The organism is Sneathiella litorea, assembly GCF_009882915.1.
GTDB lineage: Bacteria > Pseudomonadota > Alphaproteobacteria > Sneathiellales > Sneathiellaceae > Sneathiella > Sneathiella litorea.
The window spans coordinates 1,057,580-1,077,965 of record NZ_WTUW01000001.1 but is presented as its reverse complement, the minus strand read 5'-3'; the positions used below and the strand labels follow the sequence as shown (position 1 = coordinate 1,077,965).

The window sequence follows — 20,386 nt, the reverse complement described above, 5'->3', positions numbered from 1 at the left end:
TAATAAAGTGGTCTACGAAAATGTCTAGGTTTTCGAGGGCCCGGATTATCAGGCTTTGGCAGCAGCCTGTTGCGCTGCATCAACCAATGCCTTGAAGGCCTCAGGCTCGCGTACGGCAATATCGGCAAGAACCTTGCGGTCTACTTCAATGCCGGCCAGCTTGAGACCGTGCATAAAGTTTCCGTATGTCATGCCAAGTTCGCGCGAGGCTGCGTTAATGCGCTGGATCCACAAGCCGCGGAAATTCCGCTTCTTGGTCCGACGATCCCGGTAAGCGTACTGGCCAGCTTTTTCAACTGCCTGAACCGCAACGCGGAATGTATTCTTACGGCGGCCATAGTAGCCTTTGGCTGCCTTGATAACTTTTCTGTGGCGGGCGTGCGTTGTCACGCCGCGTTTTACACGTGCCATGGATCTCTCTCCTTAGCCGTAAGGCATGAATTTTTTGACGATGCGGGCATCCTGATCAGCAAGAATAGTCGTACCACGCTGATTGCGGATCTGCTTGTTGGTTCGCTTGATCATACCATGCTGCTTATTAGCCTGGTTGGCGCGAACCTTCCCGGACGCCGTGAGAGAGAAACGCTTTTTCACGCTGCTCTTGGTTTTTAACTTGGGCATTTTGGCTTCCTCTAAAATAACCGTTGAAGCGATTGAGCAAACTCGGCAGCCCCAATTGGCCGGAATGCTCAGCGAAGCGAGGGTTATACCTTCGCTTTCCGGCAAATTCAAGCCCTTTGAATGGCTTTATTTCAGCCGTTGTCACAAATGAGTTTCCCCGTCGCCTCCCATGCACTCAAGCAACCTTTTTCAAGCAGCAGAATTAACAGAAAAACGAGGAGAAGATGAGGATTATTTTATCGAAATTTGGCTGCTATGTGACTATTGCCAGTCTAGCCTTCCTGATGCTCGCCAACGCACACAGACGCGAGGGACAGGGCAAATCTGATCTGGCTGGACAGCGCCTTTGCCGAGGCCGCAAGAATTGGCGCTACCGCAATAGTCATCGCGACCCAAGCCGATGTAACGCGTCATAAATATCAGGCATCCCGCACGACGCAAGTTTGTCAGAAATGCAACGCATTCACTACATTTAGCCCGCGCCTAATAAATTTATCGGCGAAATATGCGAAGCCCGTTCTCCTGATGCATGGAGATACCAACACCCTTCCATTTCACCTCCCTTAGGGAAAAGAGCCCCATGACCGTGTTTGTTAATCTGGATATGATGCCTGTGATCTCGCATATAAAAAGGGCCGCCCTGAAATCTACTTCGAGGCGGCCCTGACACTTAACAATTCAACTTTTCTTGCTGATTGGGATTTTTTTTGTCGAACTGGCCGACCCTTTTAACTTCGGTATTTTAATCTGCAAAACCCCGTCCTCAAAATGCGCTTCAATAGCTTCGGCCTTGACCTCCGTCGGCAATCGAAAAGTTCTCTGGAAAGATCCATAAGTTCTTTCCGAAAAATATCTAGTTTCGTCTTTTTCTTCCTTTTTCGAATACTTCTCCCCTTTGATTGTAAGCATGTTGTCATCAAGAGAAATATCCACATCCTTTTCCTTAACGCCCGGCAACTCAATGGAAATATCATACCCATCTTCAGTCAAGCCAGCCTCTACCGTTGGAGAAAAGAAGTCACGAACCCGATAACCAAATGAGCGGAAGGGTTCATAAATATCTGTCCACCAATCACCATTATGCGATACTGGAACTTTACTAGACATATTGCACCTCCTCAGTTTGAATCAGCTATGAGTAGCGTGCAAAAAAATAAATTCTTTCAGTCAAATTTCAATGACTTCGATCAATCGCAGAAATAATATGCATATTTCAGCCACAAAAAAACCTGCGTTTGTTCAGAGAACCACGCAGGCTTTGATAATATAATTATTTCTAGTTTATTTCGTTGGCGCGATAACCATCGTCATCTGGCGGCCTTCCATTTTCGGGTGCTGCTCAACTTTCGCCAACTCTTCTGTCTCATCACGAACTTTATGCAGTAGTTTCATACCAAGTTCCTGATGGGCCATTTCCCGGCCACGAAAGCGCATGGTGACTTTTACCTTGTCGCCTGCTTCCAAAAACTTGTTCACTGCCCGCATTTTGACTTCATAGTCATGCTGGTCGATATTCGGCCGCATCTTGATTTCTTTGATCTCGAAGGTTTTCTGCTTTTTGCGAGCCTTGGCCGCTTTTTTCTGGGCTTCGAACCGGGCGCGGCCGAAGTCCATAAGCTTACAAACCGGTGTCTCTCCAGGGGAAACTTCCACCAGGTCCAAACCGGCTTCATCTGCTAAACCAAATGCAGCCTGAATGCTCACCAAACCAATATTGTCACCGTCGTCATTGATCAAACGGACATTAGCGACATTGATATCTTCATTGGTACGCGGCCCATCCTTCGTGGGCATCGTATTTCTTTGTGGTCGAGCTATTTACTTTCTCCTTAAATGATTGATCCAGTTTCCCTCCTCGATAGAGGGTTCAAGTATGATATTTTATATTTTTTAATGATTTATTGCCACAGCTAGTTTTAGCAATGGCTACAATTCATTGTCCTGGCACCTTCGCTTCCGCAACGAGCGCGGCAATTGCCTCATCAAGCGGCAGGACTTTCTGATGTTTTTCCCCTAACCGACGGACAGAGATAGTCTTCTCCTCCGCTTCGCGTTTTCCGGCGACCAGTAACGCAGGCACTTTCGCAAGACTGTGCTCCCGGACCTTGTAATTGATTTTTTCATTTCGCAGATCAAGGCTTGCACGAATCCCGTTGGCCTTCAACTCAGCCAACACTTTGCGGGCATAATCATCTGCCTCGTCTGTAATAGTCGCAACCACAACCTGCTCCGGTGAGAGCCACAACGGGAATCGGCCCGCATATTCTTCGATCAGAATGCCAATAAATCGCTCCATCGAACCAAAAATTGCCCGATGCAGCATAACAGGGCGATGCTTTGCGCCATCCTCGCCGATGTAATTTGCATTCAATCGCTCTGGCAGCACGAAATCGACCTGCAGTGTTCCGCATTGCCAATCCCGGCCAATGGCATCGGTTAACACAAACTCCAGTTTCGGGCCATAAAAGGCGCCTTCTCCGGGGTTCATGGTATAGTCAATGTTGGTCGCCTCGATCGCCTCCCGAAGGGCTCCTTCTGCTTTATCCCAGATCGCGTCCTCGCCTGCCCGAACATCCGGGCGATCGGAGAACTTAACCTTCACCTCCCTAAAGCCAAAATCTTTGTATATGTCGAGCAGAAGCTCACAGAAGACTTCCGTCTCCGACATAATCTGATCTTCGGTACAGAATATATGGGCATCATCCTGCGTGAATCCGCGGACGCGCATGATGCCATGGAGGGCACCTGAAGGTTCATAGCGGTGACAGGAGCCAAACTCCGCCATACGAAGCGGCAAATCCCGGTAGCTGGTAATGCCCTGATTGAAAATCTGCACATGACAGGGGCAATTCATCGGCTTGAGCGCGAAGGTCCGCTCTTCCGATTCGGTGGTGTACATATGTTCCCCGAATTTTTCCCAATGTCCAGAAGCCTCCCAAAGCTTGCGATCCACAAGCTGCGGTGTTTTTACTTCCTTGTAGTCGGCATTCTCCAGCTTAAAACGAATATAATTTTCCAGCGTGCGATAGAGTGTCCAGCCTTTCTCATGCCAGAACACCATGCCAACGGCTTCTTCCTGCAAATGGAAAAGATCCATTTCACGGCCGAGCTTACGATGATCTCGCCGCTCAGCCTCCTCCAGCCGATGGAGATACGCCTTCAATTCCTTTTCATTGCGCCAGGCGGTTCCGTAAATCCGCTGCAGCATCTCATTGCGAGAATCGCCACGCCAATAAGCGCCAGCAAGCTTCATCAGCTTGAACCCATGGCCCAGCTTTTTCGTCGACGGCAGGTGAGGCCCCCTGCACAGATCTTGAAAGTCGCCCTGGCGGTAAATACCAATTGGCTGGTCTTCGGGAATCGCGTGGATAATATCTGCCTTGTAATGTTCGCCACTGTTCTTAAAAAACTCGACGGCATCATTGCGAGACCATTCTTCCCGGATAATTTCCTCATCCCGGTCAACGATTTCATGCATCCGCTTCTCGATTTTCTCAAGATCATCCGGAGTGAAGGCTTCTTCGCGCGCAAAATCGTAGTAAAACCCGTTTTCGATAGCCGGACCAATCGTAACCTGGGTTTCTGGATAAAGTTCCTTCACAGCTTCCGCCATCACATGCGCGGCGTCGTGACGCAGCAGTTCAAGAACCGCATCATCCTCATCGCGAACCGTAATAATTTCGACGGCAGTATCTTGATCAAGGACCGTTTTGAGGTCCTTCATTTCGCCGTCTATACGAAGTGCCAGAGCTGCTTTTGCGAGGCCGGGACCAATATCCTGCGCCAACTCCGCGCCTGAGATCGGTTTATCAAATTCTCTCTTGCTTCCGTCGGGGAGCGTAATTTGTACTTGTCCGTTTACCATTCAATACCATCCATTCCATGACCGGCCCCGAACAACACCCTGTCCTGGATCCACAATCATGGCCGGAATGTAGAAAACTGACGGGTCATGTCAAGCGATAGACGCCCTAATGGAGAAATTAGCTTCCCTGACTTCATTTTTCGCGATTAATTAATGCCCGAGGATATCTTCATACAACGCAATTGTTGCGTTACACATATGCTCCACAGCGAAGTGAGTCATGACATGCTCTCTCGCATGAAGCGCAACCGCTTCGCGTTCATCGGTGGTGAGGTTTATCGCAGCGGCAAGGGCGTCCGACATTGTCTCGGCATCATCCACCGGCACTAGCCAGCCTGTCTGGCCATCAATAATCGTTTCCATGGACCCCCCATGAGCGGTGGCGATCACCGGACGCCCCATAGCCTGCGCTTCAACGGCAATGCGGCCAAATCCTTCTGGCACAGTCGTTGCCGATACGACAACGTCAGAGAGCATCAACGCCACCGCCATATCATCGCAATGTCCCTTTATCTGAACCCGGCCTTCAAGGCCATTGTCTTTCACAAGGTCGTTTAACTCTGCGCAATAGGCATCCCGTCCTTCGGTGCTGCCCACAAGCAAGGCTAAAAATTCCATGTCCTTAATCCGGGCCAGCGCCTTAATAAACGTTTGATGCCCCTTCAATCGGGTCAACCTGCCCGGGAGCATGATCACGGGGATTCCATCCGGCAATCCCCAATTACGCGCCATTTCAATGATCCGCTCCGCATGGATTGCGGCCGGATTGAATTTCCGGCAATCCACGCCGCGCGGGATGGTGACGACATTTCCTGGCGGAACATCATAATGACGGTGAATATGATCAGCGATAAAATCTGAAATAGCGATCACACGCTCGCCTTTGGTCATGATTGCATTATAGGCATTCTTGAAAAACCCACCGCGATTATATGCCGCATGAAAGGTCGTGATGAAATGCGCGCCGGTCTTTTTTGCAGCAAAATAACTACTCCAAGCGGGTGCCCGGCTGCGCGCATGGAGGATATCGACATCATACTCCCGTACAATTGCGGCAAGCCGCGCAATATTACGCCGCATCACGAAAGGGTTTTTCGAATCAACGGGCAAGGTGAGGTGACGGACCCCAATTCGTTTCAGTTCATGGATCATGATCCCACCCGAGGAGACGACAATCGGCGTCCATCCCTTTTCTTTCAGGGCAGAAGCCATCTCGATCGTGCCCCGCTCGACACCACCACCATGCAAACCCGGAAGGATCTGTAAAACAGTCGGATGACGCCTTTCGTTTAACGGTGAAGGAGTGCTATGCTCAGGATCCATATTATTCATCAACGGCTTCTACTATTCAAATATGACTTCGACTGACACACCTAGTATGCTGGCTCGGCCCGATGGTCAATCCCTCGCCTATCACCACACAGCCGGCTTTTCTCCCGGCGTGATTTTCTGCTCAGGGTTCATGTCCGATATGGAAGGGACCAAGGCGACAATCCTCGAAAAGGCAATGATCGATCGCCATCGTAGCTATACACGATTTGACTATCTTGGACACGGGCAATCGACAGGGAACTTTTCTGACGGCACCATCAGCCGCTGGACTGATGATGCATTGGCAATACTTGATAACTGCACGGCCGGACCACAAATCATCGTTGGTTCCTCTATGGGAGGCTGGATCGGATTGCGTATGGCGCTTCTCCGACCCGAACGTGTTGCTGGATTTATTGGAATTGCTGCTGCGCCCGATTTCACCGCGCGCATGTGGGACGACATGCCACAGGATGGAAAGGACGCCATCGAATCCAAAGGGTTTTGGGAACAGCCTTCCGAATATTCTGACGAGCCCTACATCATTTCCAGAAAGCTGCTTGATGATGGGCCACGTAACTTTCTTCTGGACGGCCCCATAAACGTAACCTGCCCCGTACATCTGTTGCAGGGGATGAAAGATGACAGTGTGCCCTGGCAAACCGCCCTGAAAATTCAGGAGGCCCTGGTCGGCGAGGATGTGACCGTCTCACTGATCAAAAACGGGGATCATCGCTTATCTGAGCCGGATGATATTACCCGCCTGATCCTGGCGACCGAGCGCATTGGTAATATGCTGTAGTTTACGGGGAAATCTGCATAATCTGCCGTAAAACGGTCATATTTTTCTAATATTAAAGAGACTATGCACTAACGGCTACTTGGCAGCTAACATATTATATTTTAGTCATTTTTTCTATTCTTGGCGATTCGGCCCAGCAGGCAAGAGCCGAACATGTAAAAAGAGTGATATTGATCACTGGAAATTATTAAAAAAAGCACCAGATAGGATGTATAGCTTAGTACAGACGCTATAAATCTTTTGCTGATCCTTGGGAAAGTCCCCCTCTCCCATTGAAAGGCAATGTAAAGCCGGATCGATCCCCCCTCTCGATCCGGCTTTTTTATTCCAGCTTTTCTTTATCCAAAGGCATCTGCATCCATTTGATAATTTTCGCCGCCGGGAAAATCCAGATGATACCTGCGAACGGATAAAATACCAGTTGCGCCACCTTATTGTCCGGCAGGAACTGAACAGCAATAAAGACGCAAATCGCGCAGTAAATTGTCAAAAGCGATAGTAGTCCGATTAGGCCAATTATTTTTCGAGAAGGTGTCATCATTTCACAAAATTTGCAGTTTTCGTTTCAAGAGATATGTTAAAGTTAGTGGTAGCCTATAAAAAGAAAACACACGGTTATTGCCATAGTTTTGACAAAATACCAACTCATGCCGGACACTATTCTATGGCCAACTCCGGCAAATTACGACTTTAGTACTATTGGGGAAAAATATGTTTCAAAAGAAACCGAAATTATCCGATGCACCGGAAACCAAAAAGGATACTCCCTCTCCTTCTGATCAAAAACTTGAAAGCAGAGTAAAACCAATGACAACAACTGGCGGAACAAGAAGCTTTGGTATTGATAACAACATGCGTTCGAAGCCTGCAACTTACGGCGGCGCGGCTGAGGCGAAAAAAGAAGGCAGTAAACTTCACGTTGGCGCAGATATCCACTTGAAGGGCGAAATTACAGCCTGTGATCGGTTGATCGTCGAGGGGAAGGTCGAAGCGTCAATGACCAGTAAGGAAATCGAGATCAGCGAAAGCGGGATGTTCAATGGGACCGTTGATATAGATACGGCCGACATTTCCGGTAAATTCGACGGCACAATGAAAGCTCGCAAACGTCTCGTGATACGCAAAACCGGTTGCGTGACGGGCACAATTAGCTATGGCGACATCGAGATTGAGCCGGGCGGAGAGATTGGTGGCAGCATGCAGAAGATTGCAGGAGAGCAGCCAAATCTGCTGACCGAAATGGAAAAAGAAAAGGATAAGGCCGAAGACGCCAAAGCCGAAAAAGAATCGGTCTAGCCACCAGACCTATTTCCCTATTTATAGTCGTAAAATAATTTATTGCGACGGAATCAGTCACGCCCTCCGTATAAGTAATAGTTGTGACGGATGGCGGACTGCCGTTCCTAAGGATCCATCGGGTGATAATGCATAAACCAGGCGAGATCGAAAAAGACGCTAAGCTTATGCAGGAAGTCGCCGATGGCAATGCTTCTGCAAGCCGTGTTGTTGCCGACCTGTATCTGGATCGGTCATATCGGTTGGCGTTTCGTATCCTGGGGGACAAAAGCCTTGCCGAAGATATAGCTCAGGAAGCCTTTATCAAGCTTTGGAAGCAGGCTCCGAAATGGCAAGCCAAAGCACAGATCAAAACCTGGCTGCATCGCGTCACACATAATTTATGTGTCGATTATTTGCGTTCGCAGAGGCGTTATAGTGATGAAGAAGTCCCGGATCTGGCAGATCCAAGCCCAGATGTTCTGGAAATAAAGGCACAACGGCAACTTGGTGACAAGGTCAACGAAGCCTTGCAAAACCTGCCATCTCGCCAACGCATCGCTATTTCTTTGGTGCATTTTGAGGAATGTGGAAATATAGAAGCAGCTGCCGTTATGGATATTTCAGTCGATGCGCTTGAGTCTTTACTTGCACGTGGTCGACGAAAATTAAAGAAATTGCTGATACCAGCCCGGCGGTTAATGGATGGAGAAGAGCTATGAAGGAAATCTTGTCAGCAGAGCTTGAACGGTTCAAGGAAGTCGTCGAAGCCTATGGCGCCCGCGAGGAGGCCTGGCCAGTGAAAGACGTTCAGATGATGAAAAGATTGCAGGCTTCTTCGGATGTCGCCCGCAGTCTGCTGCGCCAAGAACAGAAATTTGATCAGCTTCTTGATGATCTTGCCCAACCTGCGACCTATTCATCCGATTTATTGGGCCGGGTACTGGTAAGTTCCGAGGATATTAATCCAGGTCCCTTCCTCAAAAGCCTCTGGCCTTTTGGGTCAATCTGGCAACCTGCTGCAGGAATGGCGATGGCCGCCTGCCTTGGAATTCTACTTGGATTTTCAAGCCCTAATATAATAGACAATAGTGACGAGTATGCACTGACTGAAACATTTTTCACCGGGGGTACCATGAGTGATTTGGGAAGTGACTATGAAAATCTCTAGGCATAAAATCCTCTCCGCAGCCTTGGTTCTGTCTGTGGCCGTTAATATCATTGTTGGCGGCTTCTTCATCACACAATGGATTGACCGTGGTGCGGGCAAGCGGCACCCGGACAGATTTCATTTTGACCGCCGCGCTGCAGTTACCGTTCTGGACGAAAGCCAGCAGGAAGAGCTTGAAGACTTCTGGAAGAAACGCCGCAAAAGCATTCGGCCCTATTTCAAGGAATTTCATGATTATCGACGTAAACTGTCAGACCTGTTCAGCGCTGATAAGCTTGATCTTATCGCAATTAACCAGACATATGCAGATATGATCGCGAAGCAACTCCAGATCGAAAGTTATTTTCAGGCGTCCATGCTGGAACTTGCCAAGAAACTTCCAGAAGACAAACGCGCAGCTTTCTTCAAGGAAGGTTTCTTCCCACCAAGGAAACATTCAAACCCTAAAAAGCCGGATGACGAATGACGGACAGACGCCAATTTGCCCCTGCGACCGAACGTAACCGGACGCCAATTCTTGAAACACTCAAGGCTTGGCTGCCGGAATCGGGGACTGTGCTCGAAGTTGCAAGTGGAAGCGGCGAACATGCTGTCTTTTTGGCGCCCAATGTCAAACCACTTAAGTGGCAACCAAGTAACTTTGATCCGGAACAGGTCAATAGTGTAACTGATTGGATTGCTCATAGCCCCTCGGAAAATCTGTTGCCACCGGTCCGGCTGGATGTGACAGCTGCAGTTTGGCCCGTTGAGGCGGCTGATTATATGGATCACCCCATTACCGCAATTTTCAACGCCAATATGATTCATATTTCCCCCTGGCGGACAGCTGAAGGGTTGATGGCGGGAGCAGGTCGGATATTATCGGAAGGCGGTCGTCTTTATCTCTACGGCCCTTTTAAGATTGATGGTGAGCATACCGCCGCGAGCAATATAAAGTTTGAAGCTTGGCTGAAGTCACTCGACCCCGAATTTGGCGTTCGCGACATTGAAGCCGTGCGCACCGAAGCCGCCAAACACAACCTTCTTCACAAAGCTACCAAGCCGATGCCTGCCAATAATTTTATGCATATGTTCGAAAAAGCCTGATTGCCAGCCTCTCGCACGTAGTATTTCTGACCTCTCCTCTATTTCCAAAAAAAAGGGCTGCCCCGAAAGGCAGCCCGATTTTCGAACCTTACAGATGGTGTCAGGCTTAGAAGCCCATGCCACCCATGCCGCCCATGCCGCCCATATCAGGCATTGCAGGAGCGCCACCGGATTCTTTTGCTGGCAGATCAGCGATCATAGCTTCTGTTGTGATCAGCAAGCTGGCGATCGACGCAGCATCTTCTAATGCAGCGCGAACAACCTTGGCCGGATCGATAACACCGTCTTTAGGCAAATCAGTGTATTTGCCTGACTGAGCATTAAAGCCGAAAGTAGCGCTTTCCTGTTCCAGCAACTTGCCAACAACAACCGCTCCGTCGGAACCGGCGTTTTCAGCGATCTGGCGGCAAGGAGCCTGAAGAGCGCGACGAACGATCTTGATACCAACATTCTGGTCTTCATTATCGCCTGTGAGGCCGTCTAGCGCACGTGATGCATAAAGAAGGGCAACACCACCACCGGCAACGATACCTTCTTCGACAGCGGCACGGGTTGCGTGCAGCGCATCATCAACGCGGTCTTTGCGTTCCTTCACTTCAGTTTCCGTTGCGCCGCCAACCTTGATCACGGCAACACCACCGGCCAGCTTGGCAAGACGTTCCTGAAGTTTTTCGCGGTCATAGTCAGAAGATGTTTCTTCAACCTGCGCACGGATCTGGTTACAACGACCTTCGATGTCCGCTTTTTCACCGGCACCGTCGATGATTGTCGTTTCTTCCTTGGAGATGGTAACGGATTTCGCCGTACCCAGCATATCAAGGCCAACATTTTCAAGCTTGATGCCCAAATCATCGGAGATTACCTGACCACCAGTCAGGATTGCGATATCTTCAAGCATTGCTTTGCGACGATCACCAAAGCCCGGAGCTTTAACAGCAGCGATCTTCAGGCCACCGCGGAGCTTGTTGACGACGAGAGTGGCGAGTGCTTCGCCTTCGATGTCTTCTGCGATGATGAGAAGCGGCTTACCAGCCTGAACAACAGCTTCAAGAAGCGGCAGCATCGGCTGCAGGTTGGTCAGTTTCTTTTCGTGAAGCAGGATGTAGGGGTTGTCCATATCGGCAACCATTTTTTCTGCATTTGTCACGAAGTAAGGTGAGAGATAACCGCGGTCGAACTGCATACCCTCAACAACGTCCAGCTCAGTTGCGAGGCCTTTGGCTTCTTCAACGGTGATGACGCCTTCATTACCAACGCGCTGCATTGCTTCGGAAATGATGCTGCCAATTTCAGCTTCGCCGTTTGCAGAGATCGTGCCGACCTGAGCGATTTCTTCCTGGCCGGAAACCGGCTTGGACATGTCCTTGATAGACTCGACTGCTTTGGCAACCGCAAGATCAATACCGCGTTTCAGGTCCATCGGGTTCATTGCAGCCGCAACAGCTTTCAGGCCTTCCTGAATGATGGACTGAGCCAGAACGGTTGCCGTTGTCGTACCGTCACCAGCGACATCATTAGTCTTGGAAGCAACTTCCTTGACCATCTGTGCGCCCATGTTTTCAAACTTATCTTCAAGTTCGATTTCCTTGGCAACACTCACACCATCTTTGGTGATGCGCGGAGAACCGAAGGATTTGTCGATTACGACGTTCCGGCCTTTGGGGCCAAGGGTTACTTTTACAGCGTCAGCCAGAATGTTCACGCCTTTCAGCATGCGCCGGCGAGCGTCTGTATTAAATTTGACTTCTTTTGCCATGTCTTTATTCCTCAATCACAAGTGTGTTGATTAGGCCAATATGCCCATGATGTCTGATTCTTTCATGATCAAGACGTCTTCACCGTCGACCTTGATCTCGGTTCCGGACCATTTGCCGAAAACAACCTTGTCCCCGACTTTTACGTCGAGCGGCCGAACAGTGCCATCTTCGGCGATTGCGCCGTTACCAACGGCAAGAACGTCGCCCTGCGACGGTTTTTCCTGCGCGCTGTCTACGAGAATAATGCCGCCAGCTGTTTTTTCTTCAGCTTCAATACGCTTGACCACTATGCGATCATGCAATGGACGAAAATTCATTAAAGTCTCCCTCATCTCAGATAAGTAACTGGTTGGAATTTTTTTAGCACTCTATTGGATCGAGTGCTAACAAACTCGCTTCGGATGTAATGATAAGCAGCTCAGCTGTCAAGATAGGAGATCAAAATTTCAGGACCCGGATGAATATTTTGGCCGATCACAGGCCTCTTTCCCCAAACTTCTTGGCCCCACCCCGATTTTCCAGTAGATAAAGCCACAGGATGTCTTTCCCAGATAAGATCAAGGGAACATCTATACAAGGCAAGAATTTCAAAAGATCAGGAAGCTTCGTGACTACATCGTTATTAAACCAGTTGAGCCAAATTGTCGGCCAAGCCTTTTCCACCATCGGCATAGACGCTTCTTTTGGCAGAACGTCCCTGTCGCAGCGTCGGGAACTGGGACAGTTTCAGTGTAACGGCGCGTTGGGGGCTGCCAAACAGGTAGGCCGAAATCCAAGGGAAATTGCAGAACAGGTTATAGTCGAGCTTGAAAAATCCGGCCTGTTTTCTGAGTTGAGCATTGCCGGCCCTGGCTTCATTAACATCCGCCTGAGTGATGATTTTCTCCTAGGTCATATCAGTGATCTTGCCGAAGAAGCACATTTTGGCTGTCGCAGCGCGCATCAATCCCAAAAAGTCATCCTTGATTATGGAGGACCTAATGTCGCCAAGGCGATGCATGTTGGCCATTTGCGAGCGACCATTATCGGTGAAAGCTTGCGCCGTCTGCGCGAGTTCATAGGTGATGAGGTCATCAGTGATGTTCATTTCGGTGACTGGGGCCTGCCGATGGGCCTCTTGATCAAGGAGATTGAGCGAGCACAGCCGGAGCTTCCCTACTTCAATGTGGACTTTACCGGTCCTTTTCCAGAAATGTCTCCCGTCACGGTCGAGGAGTTGCAGGAACTGTATCCTGCTGCTTCCGCCCGCTCCAAGGAGGATCCCGCTTTTCTTGAAGAGGCCCGCATCGCCACCTTCGAATTGCAGAAAGGCCGCGCCGGATATCGCGCGCTTTGGCAGCACATGCGCGATATCTCCATTGCGGAAACCCGCACCGATTTCGATCTGCTCGGCGCCCAGTTCACCGAATGGAACGGCGAAGCCGATACGAATGACTATATTCCGAGGATGATGGTGCGCCTGAAGGAGGAAGGATACTCTGAAGTTTCCGAGGGCGCCGTTGTTGTCGAGGTGGCGGAAGATGGCGACAAGAAAAAGATGCCGCCACTGATTCTGGAAAAATCTGATGGTGCCGTAATGTATGGCACTACGGATCTTGCGACCATTGAGATGCGGCAGGATCAACATAACCCGGATACGATTCTTTATGTTGTCGATGCTCGCCAGAGCCTTCATTTCGAGCAGGTCTTCCGTGCAGCCCGTAAATGCCACAGCATCAGGCCGGATTGCCATCTGGAGCATATCGGTTTCGGCACCGTCAACGGAAAAGACGGCAAACCACTTAAAACGCGGGATGGCGGCGTGGTTCGTCTACGCAGCTTGATTGAGGATGCCATTGAGGAAGCCCGGAAAACCGTAACGGAATCAGGCATGTCTGAGCGGTTCGATACGGCGGAACTTGGCGATATCGCCACAAAGGTCGGCATTGCCGCGATCAAGTATGCAGATCTGTCTAACCAGCGCATGTCGAATTATGTTTTTGACTTGGAAAGATTCACCAAATTTGAGGGACGCACCGGTCCTTACCAGATGTATGCTGCGGTACGGATCAAATCCATGCTCCGCAAGGCCAAAGAACAAGGGCTTAACGAAGGTCGCCTGATTGCAACGCATGACACAGAGAGGAACCTTATACTTGCTCTCTCCTCCCTGCCTGAGGCCGTCAAGGGTGCCACAGAGAAGAATGCGCCTAATATTCTTTGCGATCATGTCTACAGTCTGAGTCAGGAATTCAACGCATTCTATCATGAATGCCAAGTGTTGGGCGAACCAGATGAAGCGATCCGCGCATCGCGCCTCCGGCTCTGCGCCATCACGCTCCGCCAGATGGAACAGGTACTTTATATTCTGGGCATTGACGTGCCGGAACGAATGTAAAGAATTTTAAACATTTGTCTCCTATCTTTTCGCGCAAAACACGAAATCAGTAAAAGCAAGAGGAATTAAGACGTGCAAGAGGAAATCAAGAAGCTGAAACCGGGTGTTGTGACCGGTAGTGACTATCTCACCCTTGTCAAAAACTGCAAGGCCCAGGGCTTTGCCCTGCCCGCCATTAATGTCACCAGCACCAATACGCTCAATGCGGCGCTCGAAGGAGCGATGCTCAGCAAATCTGACATCATTATTCAGCTCTCCAACGGCGGGGCACAATTCTTCGCGGGAAAGGGCATCAAGGACGTGGATGAAGCCCGGGTTATCGGCGCCGTCTCCGCTGCCCGTCACGCACATACGATTGCCAAGGCCTATGGTATCTGTGTCGTCCTGCATACGGACCACGCAAACAAAGGGCTTATTCCCTGGGTTGAGAGCATGATCGACGCCAGCGAGGATGAGTTTAACACTACAGGTAAACCGCTTTTCAGCTCTCACATGCTCGACCTTTCCGAGGAGCCGATTGAAGAGAACCTCGCGGAATGTGAACGACTGCTTAAACGTCTCGCGAAAATCGACATGAGTCTCGAAATTGAACTGGGCGTTACCGGTGGTGAGGAAGATGGTGTTGGCAGCGATGTCGATGTCATGGACAATAGCAAACTCTATACCCAACCCGAGGAGGTCCTTCAGGCTTACGAACGGCTCTCTCCAATCGGGCATTTCTCTGTCGCGGCCGCCTTTGGCAATGTTCATGGTGTTTACAAGCCGGGCAATGTCCAGTTACGCCCGGAAATTCTTCAGGCATCTCAGAAGCATGTCCAGAGTATCTATGACACCAAGGAAAAACCTCTGGATTTTGTTTTTCACGGTGGCTCCGGTTCCAGCGCTGAGGAAATTGCTGAGGCTGTCAGCTATGGCGTCTTCAAGATGAATGTCGACACGGATACGCAGTTCGCCTTCTCCAAGCCTGTCGGCGACTATGTTGAGGCAAATCCAAAAGCATTCAAATATCAGATCGACCCGGAGGATGGCACGCCGTTCAAGAAGCAATATGACCCCCGCGCCTGGTTGCGGGAATGCGAAAAATCCATGGCGGAGCGAATTCAGCAGGCTTGTAATGAGCTCGGCGCGACCGGAAAATCCATCGCCGAAGCCTAAAGTTCAATAAATATCATCCTGAAAGGCCGTATTTTCGATACGGCCTTTTTTGTTGTCTTGCCAACTATTGCCATAGCAACTATAATGGATTTATCATGTTAAGCAAAAAAGATAACACTCTTGGCACGCTGGTCCATGAGGTCGCGCATCTGCTCAGAACACATATCGATCGTCGGGTTGAGCCCTATAACCTGACGCGAGCTAAATGGCTTGCGCTGGGCGTTCTTGATCGGCGCGAAGGTATTACCCAAACCGAGCTTGCAGACTATCTCGAACTCGATAAATCGACAATCGGCCGCCTTCTTGACCGTTTGGAGGAAAGAGGGTTTATCCGGCGCGAGAAGGATCCCGATGACAGACGGATTCTCCGGGTATTTATAGCCGAGACCGCTCATCCGGTTTTGTCCGAACTCGAACAGGTCGCGGACGATGTCCGTCAGCAGGCACTTTCAGGCCTTTCAAAAGCAGAACAAACACAATTGCTGACCTTGTTGGGTAAAGTTAAAGCAAATCTCGTTTCGGTTCGTGAAAATTCATGAAACACAAAAATGCATGATCGTAACCTGCTGAGCGAGGATACCTCAAAGCGCCCGTTTGAATGGCATCTCTTTGTGCCCAAATTTTATACGGTCCTCCGACAGGGATATTCCTGGACTGATTTGCGCCATGACGCCATTGCCGGCCTTACGGTTGCTATTGTCGCTCTTCCCCTTGCCATGGCTTTGGCGATTGCATCCGGCGCTACGCCCGATAAAGGGCTGATTACAGCCATCATTGCAGGCTTTCTGATTTCTGCGCTTGGAGGCAGCCGGTTCCAGATTGGCGGGCCGACAGGTGCCTTTGTTGTCGTAGTTTTCGATGTCATCAGCCGGCATGGATATGATGGGTTGATCGTCGCGACGATAATTGCGGGCTTCCTGCTTATCATCGCCGGATTCCTGCGGCTTGGAACTTTCATTAAATATATTCCGCAACCGGTTGTCACCGGCTTTACGACCGGGATCGCCGTTATCATTTTCTCCAGCCAGATGAATGCGTTTTTCGGATTTGGCATTGAGGGACTATCGGCAGATGTATTAGGGGAATGGCAAACATATTTTGCCAATTTGGACCGCATAGATCCGACCACTCTTGCGCTAGCTGCGGGAACACTGGCCCTCATTATAATCTTGCGAATTTATGCACCTAAGGCTCCCGGTTTCCTGATCGCCCTGACAATGGGGGCAGGAATAGCGACCCTCTTTGGCGTTCAGGTAGCCACCATTGGATCGCAGTTTGGTGAGCTGCCACATTTTTTGCCAATGCCATCTCTTCCCGAATTCAATATTTCCGAAATTCCGGAGTTATTACCCAGCGCACTAACAATCGCTTTTCTGGCTGGTGTGGAGTCTCTCCTATCCGCAGTTGTTGCCGATGGCATGACAGGTCGGCGCCATCGATCCAACTGTGAACTGGTTGCGCAAGGGATAGCTAACATGACCTCTGGCTTTTTTGGCGGACTCCCCGCCACCGGGGCAATTGCTCGGACTGCGACGAACATCAAATCCGGAGGTCGAACACCTGTTTCAGGCATGCTGCACGCCGTATTCCTACTCCTGATAATGCTCCTGTTTGCACCGCTTGCTGTATATATCCCCCTTGCCTGTCTTGCGGCTGTCTTGGTGATCGTCGCCTGGAATATGAGTGAACTGGACCGATTCGTACAATTCTTATCAGCCCCGATTGGTGATCGGTTGGTATTGGTCAGTACATTTTTACTAACGATTCTCGTGGATCTGACTGTCGCCATCGAAGTTGGCGTCGTTATGGCCGCTCTCATCTTTATGCATCGGATGGCAGGCGCAGTGAAAGTGGCCACACATATATCCCTGATTGAGGAGGATCATGATGATTTATCAGATCCTTCTGCCAAGAACTATACCCCCGGTCATGGACTTCCAGAAGAAATCGAGACCTATGAGATAACGGGGCCATTCTTCTTTGGAACGGTCTCGCTTCTCATTGATGTACTGGAACGTATTGATGTCACCTCGAAGGTTATAATTCTGAGAATGCGCAATGTCCCAATGATTGACGCGACCGGGATGGCCGCCCTTTCGGACTTCATAACCCGAAGTCACAGCAAAGGGAGGGTTGTCATCCTGTCCGAACCACAACCCTCAACCCTAAAACTGCTCAATCAATTGAAGAAGGAAAAAGCAGGAACCCCTCTTTATTTCACGGCTCGCTTCGAAGAGGCGAAGAACCTTGCTTTGGACAACCTTTCTGGCCTGCCCTGATCATTCTTCACCCCTTACGTGAATGCCCCTAATATGCCAGGGCGCAACCGTCCTTCCGGGACTCAGAGCCGCCGGATAGAACACCAGTATCCGGATCAATTGCAATAAATTGCGCACCACCGAGCGGCATTGAAGTATCCGCCAGCTGATAGCCCATTGCAGTTAATTCGGCGCGAACAGGCGCGGGAACGCCCTCTTCCACTTCAAGAACACCGGCGTTATAAAATGCGCGCGGGCAATCAATGGCTTCCTGAACATCCATTCCGTAATTCCAGATATTGGTCAGGACATGGGCATGACCAACCGGTTGATAGCCGCCGCCCATAACACCATAGCTGAGTGCGGCTTTTCCATCCTTCGTAACCATTCCCGGAATAATCGTATGCATCGGGCGTTTGCCCGGTGCGATGCAGTTCGGGTGGTTCGGATCAACGACAAAGCCGTAACCACGGTTCTGGAAAATTACGCCGGTTTTCGAACAGGCAATACCCGATCCAAAATCCTGGAATAACGAGTTTATGAACGAGACTGCGTTCCGGTCTTTGTCAACCACCGTGATGTAAACTGTATCGCGGTGCCGCTCAAGTGCGTTGGCTCCAGTCGGGTCACCCGCCTTGCCGACTTCAATATAACCACAAAGGTGATCTGCAAACTCATCCGATAGCAGCATTTCAATCGGGACATCAGATTTCGTAGGGTCCGCGACATATTTGTTTCGGGCGAGATAGGCGAGCCGTGCCGCTTCTGCCTCCAGATGCAAGCGTTGCGCACCATTTGGATCCAGCCCTTCAAGATCAAACCGTTTCAGGATATTGAGCATAATCAGTGCCGTAATACCCTGTCCATTAGGTGGAATTTGATGCACGCGATGGCCTTGATACTCGGTATGAATGGGAGTTACGAAATCAGCCCCGGTTGCAGCGAAATCCTCGACTTCATGCAAGCCACCTGCTGCCTTCAGGCTTTCCGTCATTTGCGCCGCAATATCGCCCTTATAAAAAGCGTCCCGCCCATTTTTCGCGACCGCCTTCAAGGTCGCCGCTAATTTCGGCAGGCGCCACACTGTTCCGGCCGCCGGCGGCTTACCATTGTTCAGGAAAATTTCGGTTGCCGACTTGTTTTTCAAAAGCTTCTCAACTGCCCGCGCCCAATCAACAGAGGTGCGTTGCGTGACGACGAAACCATTTTCCGCATAATCAATTGCGGGCTTTAGAATATCAGCAAATTCCATGCTGCCGTATTTTTCATGAAGCCTTGTCCAGGCATCTATCGCCCCTGGAATAGTGACCGAATGGATATTCGTCGGATCCATTTTATCCTGACCATTGGACAAGAGGTAGTCCGCAGTCAACGCCATAGGCGCCTTACCAGACCCGTTTAGCCCCTCGATCTGGCTCCCGCCGCCCATGGCGACAAGCGAGAAACAGTCTCCGCCAATGCCCGTCTGCATCGGATCTACAACGCATTGAACAGCGCAGGCCGCAATTGCGGCATCCATTGCGTTTCCACCCGATTTCAGAATGCTCAGCGCCGCTTGCGACGCTTGCGTATTGGAAGTTGCGACAGCACCTGTCAAGCCATAGGTTACAGAACGACCGGCATTATAAAAATTGCGCACGGGAAATCCTCTTTTGAATTAATGATTGCGGAATATGGACAATAAGCCAAGTTATGCCGATAAACAAAATTATACCATATGAGATGGAGATTTTTCTACGGAGTAGAATGAACGCACTTTTACCAGAGCCGAACAATGACGTATTTGGTAAATGCGTCATCGACCTTCATCTGGCTGGCAGCCCGCCAAGCGGCCAGTGCCGCATCATAAGAATCATAGAAGCCTTGGACATCCATTTCCTTGGGGTCCACGAAATCCTTACCTCGAGTATCTGTCACCTTGCCGCCGAAGACAACAAACAATCCCTTCGTTACCTTTGAACTTGCTTCTGACATAACATTCCTTCATTCAGTATGCTAGCTAAGCACTTTATAAGTTGGTTATACCGAGATTGCCAAAAGAAGCAATATATTGCAACGCAATATAGGATTTGGATTATTCCCAGTCGTCCCGGGATGCGGCCAACCCGAAGGAAACCACCGCGAGCGAGACCAATACGTGATAGATATTCAACGGATCCATGCCAGTATTCAGCGCCAACCATTTCACAGCGATTTTCGAGAGGACAAGGCAGACTACTCCCAAAATCAAGTATATCGCGAGCATCCCGGCAGAAAGCAACCTTACCAACCCGACCAGGAAAATAACGCCGACGAGCCCCATCTGGATATTTGATGAAAACCGCCAATGTCCAAAAAGCAGCGCAGCGCACAGAACGGCAAGAAGAACCAGCAATATCCACCAGTAAAACCGGGCAAAAAAATCGGCAAAAAGACCAGCCAGCGCCCCAAGTACAAAGGCGGCGATGCCAATTGATCCGGCAAAATGTTTTGCCGTCGTGTGATAGGTCTCTACCGCCCCAAAACCGGCGAATTTAAAACCGCCAAGTGCCGCCGTTATACCGATACAAGCCGCCCCGAATGCCCAAAACAGGCTTGCCGGAAAGAAGGCCTGCCGCGCCAGATTTAGTGAAATCAGGCAACATACAACCAATATTGCTTCAAACGCGACAACCAGATTCATGAACTAAGTATACCGCCTTGCGTGGTTTTGTCTACAAACCCATATA

22 protein-coding genes are annotated in these 20,386 nt (G+C 50.0%); 10 read left to right on the top strand and 12 right to left on the bottom strand.

What is annotated here, in order from left to right; genetic code table 11:
• Window positions 1–48 precede the first annotated feature (48 nt).
• The 6 genes from rplT to GQE98_RS05170 form a co-directional block, all read right to left on the bottom strand.
• Window positions 49–411, bottom strand: a complete 363-nt coding sequence (gene rplT, locus GQE98_RS05195; protein ID WP_161314563.1) for a 50S ribosomal protein L20 — start codon at window positions 409–411, stop codon at window positions 49–51.
• Between the two features lie 12 nt (window positions 412–423).
• Window positions 424–621: a 50S ribosomal protein L35 gene (gene rpmI, locus GQE98_RS05190; RefSeq protein ID WP_161314562.1), complete on the bottom strand. Its 198-nt coding sequence runs from the start codon at window positions 619–621 to the stop codon at window positions 424–426.
• A 678-nt stretch (window positions 622–1,299) separates the two neighbouring features.
• Window positions 1,300–1,728, bottom strand: coding sequence for an Hsp20/alpha crystallin family protein (locus tag GQE98_RS05185; RefSeq protein ID WP_161314561.1), 429 nt, complete (start codon window positions 1,726–1,728; stop codon window positions 1,300–1,302).
• Between the two features lie 174 nt (window positions 1,729–1,902).
• Window positions 1,903–2,439 (bottom strand): translation initiation factor IF-3, encoded by a 537-nt coding sequence (gene infC / locus GQE98_RS05180; RefSeq protein WP_425501095.1) that lies wholly within the window; start codon window positions 2,437–2,439, stop codon window positions 1,903–1,905.
• A 115-nt stretch (window positions 2,440–2,554) separates the two neighbouring features.
• Window positions 2,555–4,486 (bottom strand): threonine--tRNA ligase, encoded by a 1,932-nt coding sequence (gene thrS / locus GQE98_RS05175; RefSeq protein ID WP_161314559.1) that lies wholly within the window; start codon window positions 4,484–4,486, stop codon window positions 2,555–2,557.
• Window positions 4,487–4,636: 150 nt separating this feature from the next.
• Window positions 4,637–5,818, bottom strand: a complete 1,182-nt coding sequence (locus tag GQE98_RS05170) for a glycosyltransferase family 4 protein (RefSeq protein WP_202526089.1) — start codon at window positions 5,816–5,818, stop codon at window positions 4,637–4,639.
• Window positions 5,819–5,864: 46 nt separating this feature from the next.
• Between GQE98_RS05170 and GQE98_RS05165 the strand changes: the two genes are divergently transcribed.
• Window positions 5,865–6,599 (top strand): alpha/beta fold hydrolase, encoded by a 735-nt coding sequence (locus GQE98_RS05165; protein ID WP_202526088.1) that lies wholly within the window; start codon window positions 5,865–5,867, stop codon window positions 6,597–6,599.
• A gap of 322 nt (window positions 6,600–6,921) precedes the next feature.
• On the opposite strand, the gene GQE98_RS05160 is transcribed toward GQE98_RS05165, so the two are convergent.
• Window positions 6,922–7,140, bottom strand: a complete 219-nt coding sequence (locus GQE98_RS05160; protein WP_161314557.1) for a DUF2842 domain-containing protein — start codon at window positions 7,138–7,140, stop codon at window positions 6,922–6,924.
• Between the two features lie 170 nt (window positions 7,141–7,310).
• Between GQE98_RS05160 and GQE98_RS05155 the strand changes: the two genes are divergently transcribed.
• The 5 genes from GQE98_RS05155 to GQE98_RS05135 all read left to right on the top strand — a co-directional run bounded on the left by GQE98_RS05155 (window position 7,311) and on the right by GQE98_RS05135 (window position 10,131).
• Window positions 7,311–7,895, top strand: a complete 585-nt coding sequence (locus tag GQE98_RS05155) for a bactofilin family protein (protein ID WP_161314556.1) — start codon at window positions 7,311–7,313, stop codon at window positions 7,893–7,895.
• A gap of 128 nt (window positions 7,896–8,023) precedes the next feature.
• Window positions 8,024–8,596 carry an RNA polymerase sigma factor gene (locus GQE98_RS05150; RefSeq protein WP_161314811.1) on the top strand — a complete coding sequence of 191 codons (573 nt, stop codon included), beginning with the start codon at window positions 8,024–8,026 and terminating at the stop codon, window positions 8,594–8,596.
• Window positions 8,593–9,045: a hypothetical protein gene (locus GQE98_RS05145; RefSeq protein ID WP_161314555.1), complete on the top strand. Its 453-nt coding sequence runs from the start codon at window positions 8,593–8,595 to the stop codon at window positions 9,043–9,045. The genes GQE98_RS05150 and GQE98_RS05145 overlap by 4 nt, the downstream gene beginning before the upstream one ends.
• Window positions 9,032–9,511 carry a periplasmic heavy metal sensor gene (locus GQE98_RS05140; protein ID WP_161314554.1) on the top strand — a complete coding sequence of 160 codons (480 nt, stop codon included), beginning with the start codon at window positions 9,032–9,034 and terminating at the stop codon, window positions 9,509–9,511. Before GQE98_RS05145 ends, GQE98_RS05140 begins: the two co-directional genes overlap by 14 nt.
• Window positions 9,508–10,131: a DUF938 domain-containing protein gene (locus GQE98_RS05135; RefSeq protein WP_161314553.1), complete on the top strand. Its 624-nt coding sequence runs from the start codon at window positions 9,508–9,510 to the stop codon at window positions 10,129–10,131. Before GQE98_RS05140 ends, GQE98_RS05135 begins: the two co-directional genes overlap by 4 nt.
• Window positions 10,132–10,237: 106 nt before the next feature.
• Here the strand turns inward: GQE98_RS05135 and groL are convergent, their stop codons facing one another.
• Window positions 10,238–11,887 carry a chaperonin GroEL gene (gene groL / locus GQE98_RS05130; RefSeq protein WP_161314552.1) on the bottom strand — a complete coding sequence of 550 codons (1,650 nt, stop codon included), beginning with the start codon at window positions 11,885–11,887 and terminating at the stop codon, window positions 10,238–10,240.
• Between the two features lie 30 nt (window positions 11,888–11,917).
• A complete protein-coding gene (gene groES, locus GQE98_RS05125; protein ID WP_161314551.1) occupies window positions 11,918–12,205 on the bottom strand; it encodes a co-chaperone GroES in 288 nt (95 codons plus the stop codon).
• Window positions 12,206–12,495: 290 nt separating this feature from the next.
• Between groES and argS the strand changes: the two genes are divergently transcribed.
• From argS to GQE98_RS05105, 4 genes are all read left to right on the top strand, one after another.
• Entirely contained in the window at window positions 12,496–14,265 is a 1,770-nt protein-coding gene (argS, locus tag GQE98_RS05120) for an arginine--tRNA ligase (RefSeq protein ID WP_202526086.1), read from the top strand.
• 84 nt (window positions 14,266–14,349) lie between these two features.
• Entirely contained in the window at window positions 14,350–15,420 is a 1,071-nt protein-coding gene (gene fbaA, locus GQE98_RS05115) for a class II fructose-bisphosphate aldolase (RefSeq protein ID WP_161314810.1), read from the top strand.
• 95 nt (window positions 15,421–15,515) lie between these two features.
• Window positions 15,516–15,959, top strand: coding sequence for a MarR family winged helix-turn-helix transcriptional regulator (locus GQE98_RS05110; protein ID WP_161314549.1), 444 nt, complete (start codon window positions 15,516–15,518; stop codon window positions 15,957–15,959).
• Window positions 15,960–15,968: 9 nt separating this feature from the next.
• Window positions 15,969–17,699 carry a SulP family inorganic anion transporter gene (locus tag GQE98_RS05105; RefSeq protein ID WP_161314548.1) on the top strand — a complete coding sequence of 577 codons (1,731 nt, stop codon included), beginning with the start codon at window positions 15,969–15,971 and terminating at the stop codon, window positions 17,697–17,699.
• Between the two features lie 28 nt (window positions 17,700–17,727).
• Here GQE98_RS05105 and ggt read toward each other — a convergent pair whose 3' ends face one another.
• The 3 genes from ggt to GQE98_RS05090 all read right to left on the bottom strand — a co-directional run bounded on the left by ggt (window position 17,728) and on the right by GQE98_RS05090 (window position 20,340).
• A complete protein-coding gene (ggt, locus tag GQE98_RS05100; protein ID WP_161314547.1) occupies window positions 17,728–19,317 on the bottom strand; it encodes a gamma-glutamyltransferase in 1,590 nt (529 codons plus the stop codon).
• 119 nt (window positions 19,318–19,436) lie between these two features.
• Entirely contained in the window at window positions 19,437–19,652 is a 216-nt protein-coding gene (locus tag GQE98_RS05095) for a DUF4170 domain-containing protein (protein ID WP_161314546.1), read from the bottom strand.
• 100 nt (window positions 19,653–19,752) lie between these two features.
• Window positions 19,753–20,340 (bottom strand): hypothetical protein, encoded by a 588-nt coding sequence (locus GQE98_RS05090; protein ID WP_161314545.1) that lies wholly within the window; start codon window positions 20,338–20,340, stop codon window positions 19,753–19,755.
• Window positions 20,341–20,386 lie beyond the last annotated feature (46 nt).

Excerpts from the sequence above, each read along its gene's own strand:
- groES (WP_161314551.1), bottom strand. The coding sequence starts at position 12,205 with ATGAATTTTCGTCCATTGCATGATCGCATAGTGGTCAAGCGTATTGAA.
- GQE98_RS05135 (WP_161314553.1), top strand. The coding sequence starts at position 9,508 with ATGACGGACAGACGCCAATTTGCCCCTGCGACCGAACGTAACCGGACG.
- GQE98_RS05185 (WP_161314561.1), bottom strand. The coding sequence starts at position 1,728 with ATGTCTAGTAAAGTTCCAGTATCGCATAATGGTGATTGGTGGACAGAT.
- GQE98_RS05110 (WP_161314549.1), top strand. The coding sequence starts at position 15,516 with ATGTTAAGCAAAAAAGATAACACTCTTGGCACGCTGGTCCATGAGGTC.
- GQE98_RS05095 (WP_161314546.1), bottom strand. The coding sequence starts at position 19,652 with ATGTCAGAAGCAAGTTCAAAGGTAACGAAGGGATTGTTTGTTGTCTTC.
- rplT (WP_161314563.1), bottom strand. The coding sequence starts at position 411 with ATGGCACGTGTAAAACGCGGCGTGACAACGCACGCCCGCCACAGAAAA.
- GQE98_RS05145 (WP_161314555.1), top strand. The coding sequence starts at position 8,593 with ATGAAGGAAATCTTGTCAGCAGAGCTTGAACGGTTCAAGGAAGTCGTC.
- GQE98_RS05090 (WP_161314545.1), bottom strand. The coding sequence starts at position 20,340 with ATGAATCTGGTTGTCGCGTTTGAAGCAATATTGGTTGTATGTTGCCTG.
- GQE98_RS05170 (WP_202526089.1), bottom strand. The coding sequence starts at position 5,818 with ATGAATAATATGGATCCTGAGCATAGCACTCCTTCACCGTTAAACGAA.
- GQE98_RS05140 (WP_161314554.1), top strand. The coding sequence starts at position 9,032 with ATGAAAATCTCTAGGCATAAAATCCTCTCCGCAGCCTTGGTTCTGTCT.
- rpmI (WP_161314562.1), bottom strand. The coding sequence starts at position 621 with ATGCCCAAGTTAAAAACCAAGAGCAGCGTGAAAAAGCGTTTCTCTCTC.
- GQE98_RS05165 (WP_202526088.1), top strand. The coding sequence starts at position 5,865 with ATGCTGGCTCGGCCCGATGGTCAATCCCTCGCCTATCACCACACAGCC.
- thrS (WP_161314559.1), bottom strand. The coding sequence starts at position 4,486 with ATGGTAAACGGACAAGTACAAATTACGCTCCCCGACGGAAGCAAGAGA.
- GQE98_RS05160 (WP_161314557.1), bottom strand. The coding sequence starts at position 7,140 with ATGATGACACCTTCTCGAAAAATAATTGGCCTAATCGGACTACTATCG.
- GQE98_RS05150 (WP_161314811.1), top strand. The coding sequence starts at position 8,024 with ATGCATAAACCAGGCGAGATCGAAAAAGACGCTAAGCTTATGCAGGAA.
- GQE98_RS05105 (WP_161314548.1), top strand. The coding sequence starts at position 15,969 with ATGCATGATCGTAACCTGCTGAGCGAGGATACCTCAAAGCGCCCGTTT.
- GQE98_RS05155 (WP_161314556.1), top strand. The coding sequence starts at position 7,311 with ATGTTTCAAAAGAAACCGAAATTATCCGATGCACCGGAAACCAAAAAG.
- groL (WP_161314552.1), bottom strand. The coding sequence starts at position 11,887 with ATGGCAAAAGAAGTCAAATTTAATACAGACGCTCGCCGGCGCATGCTG.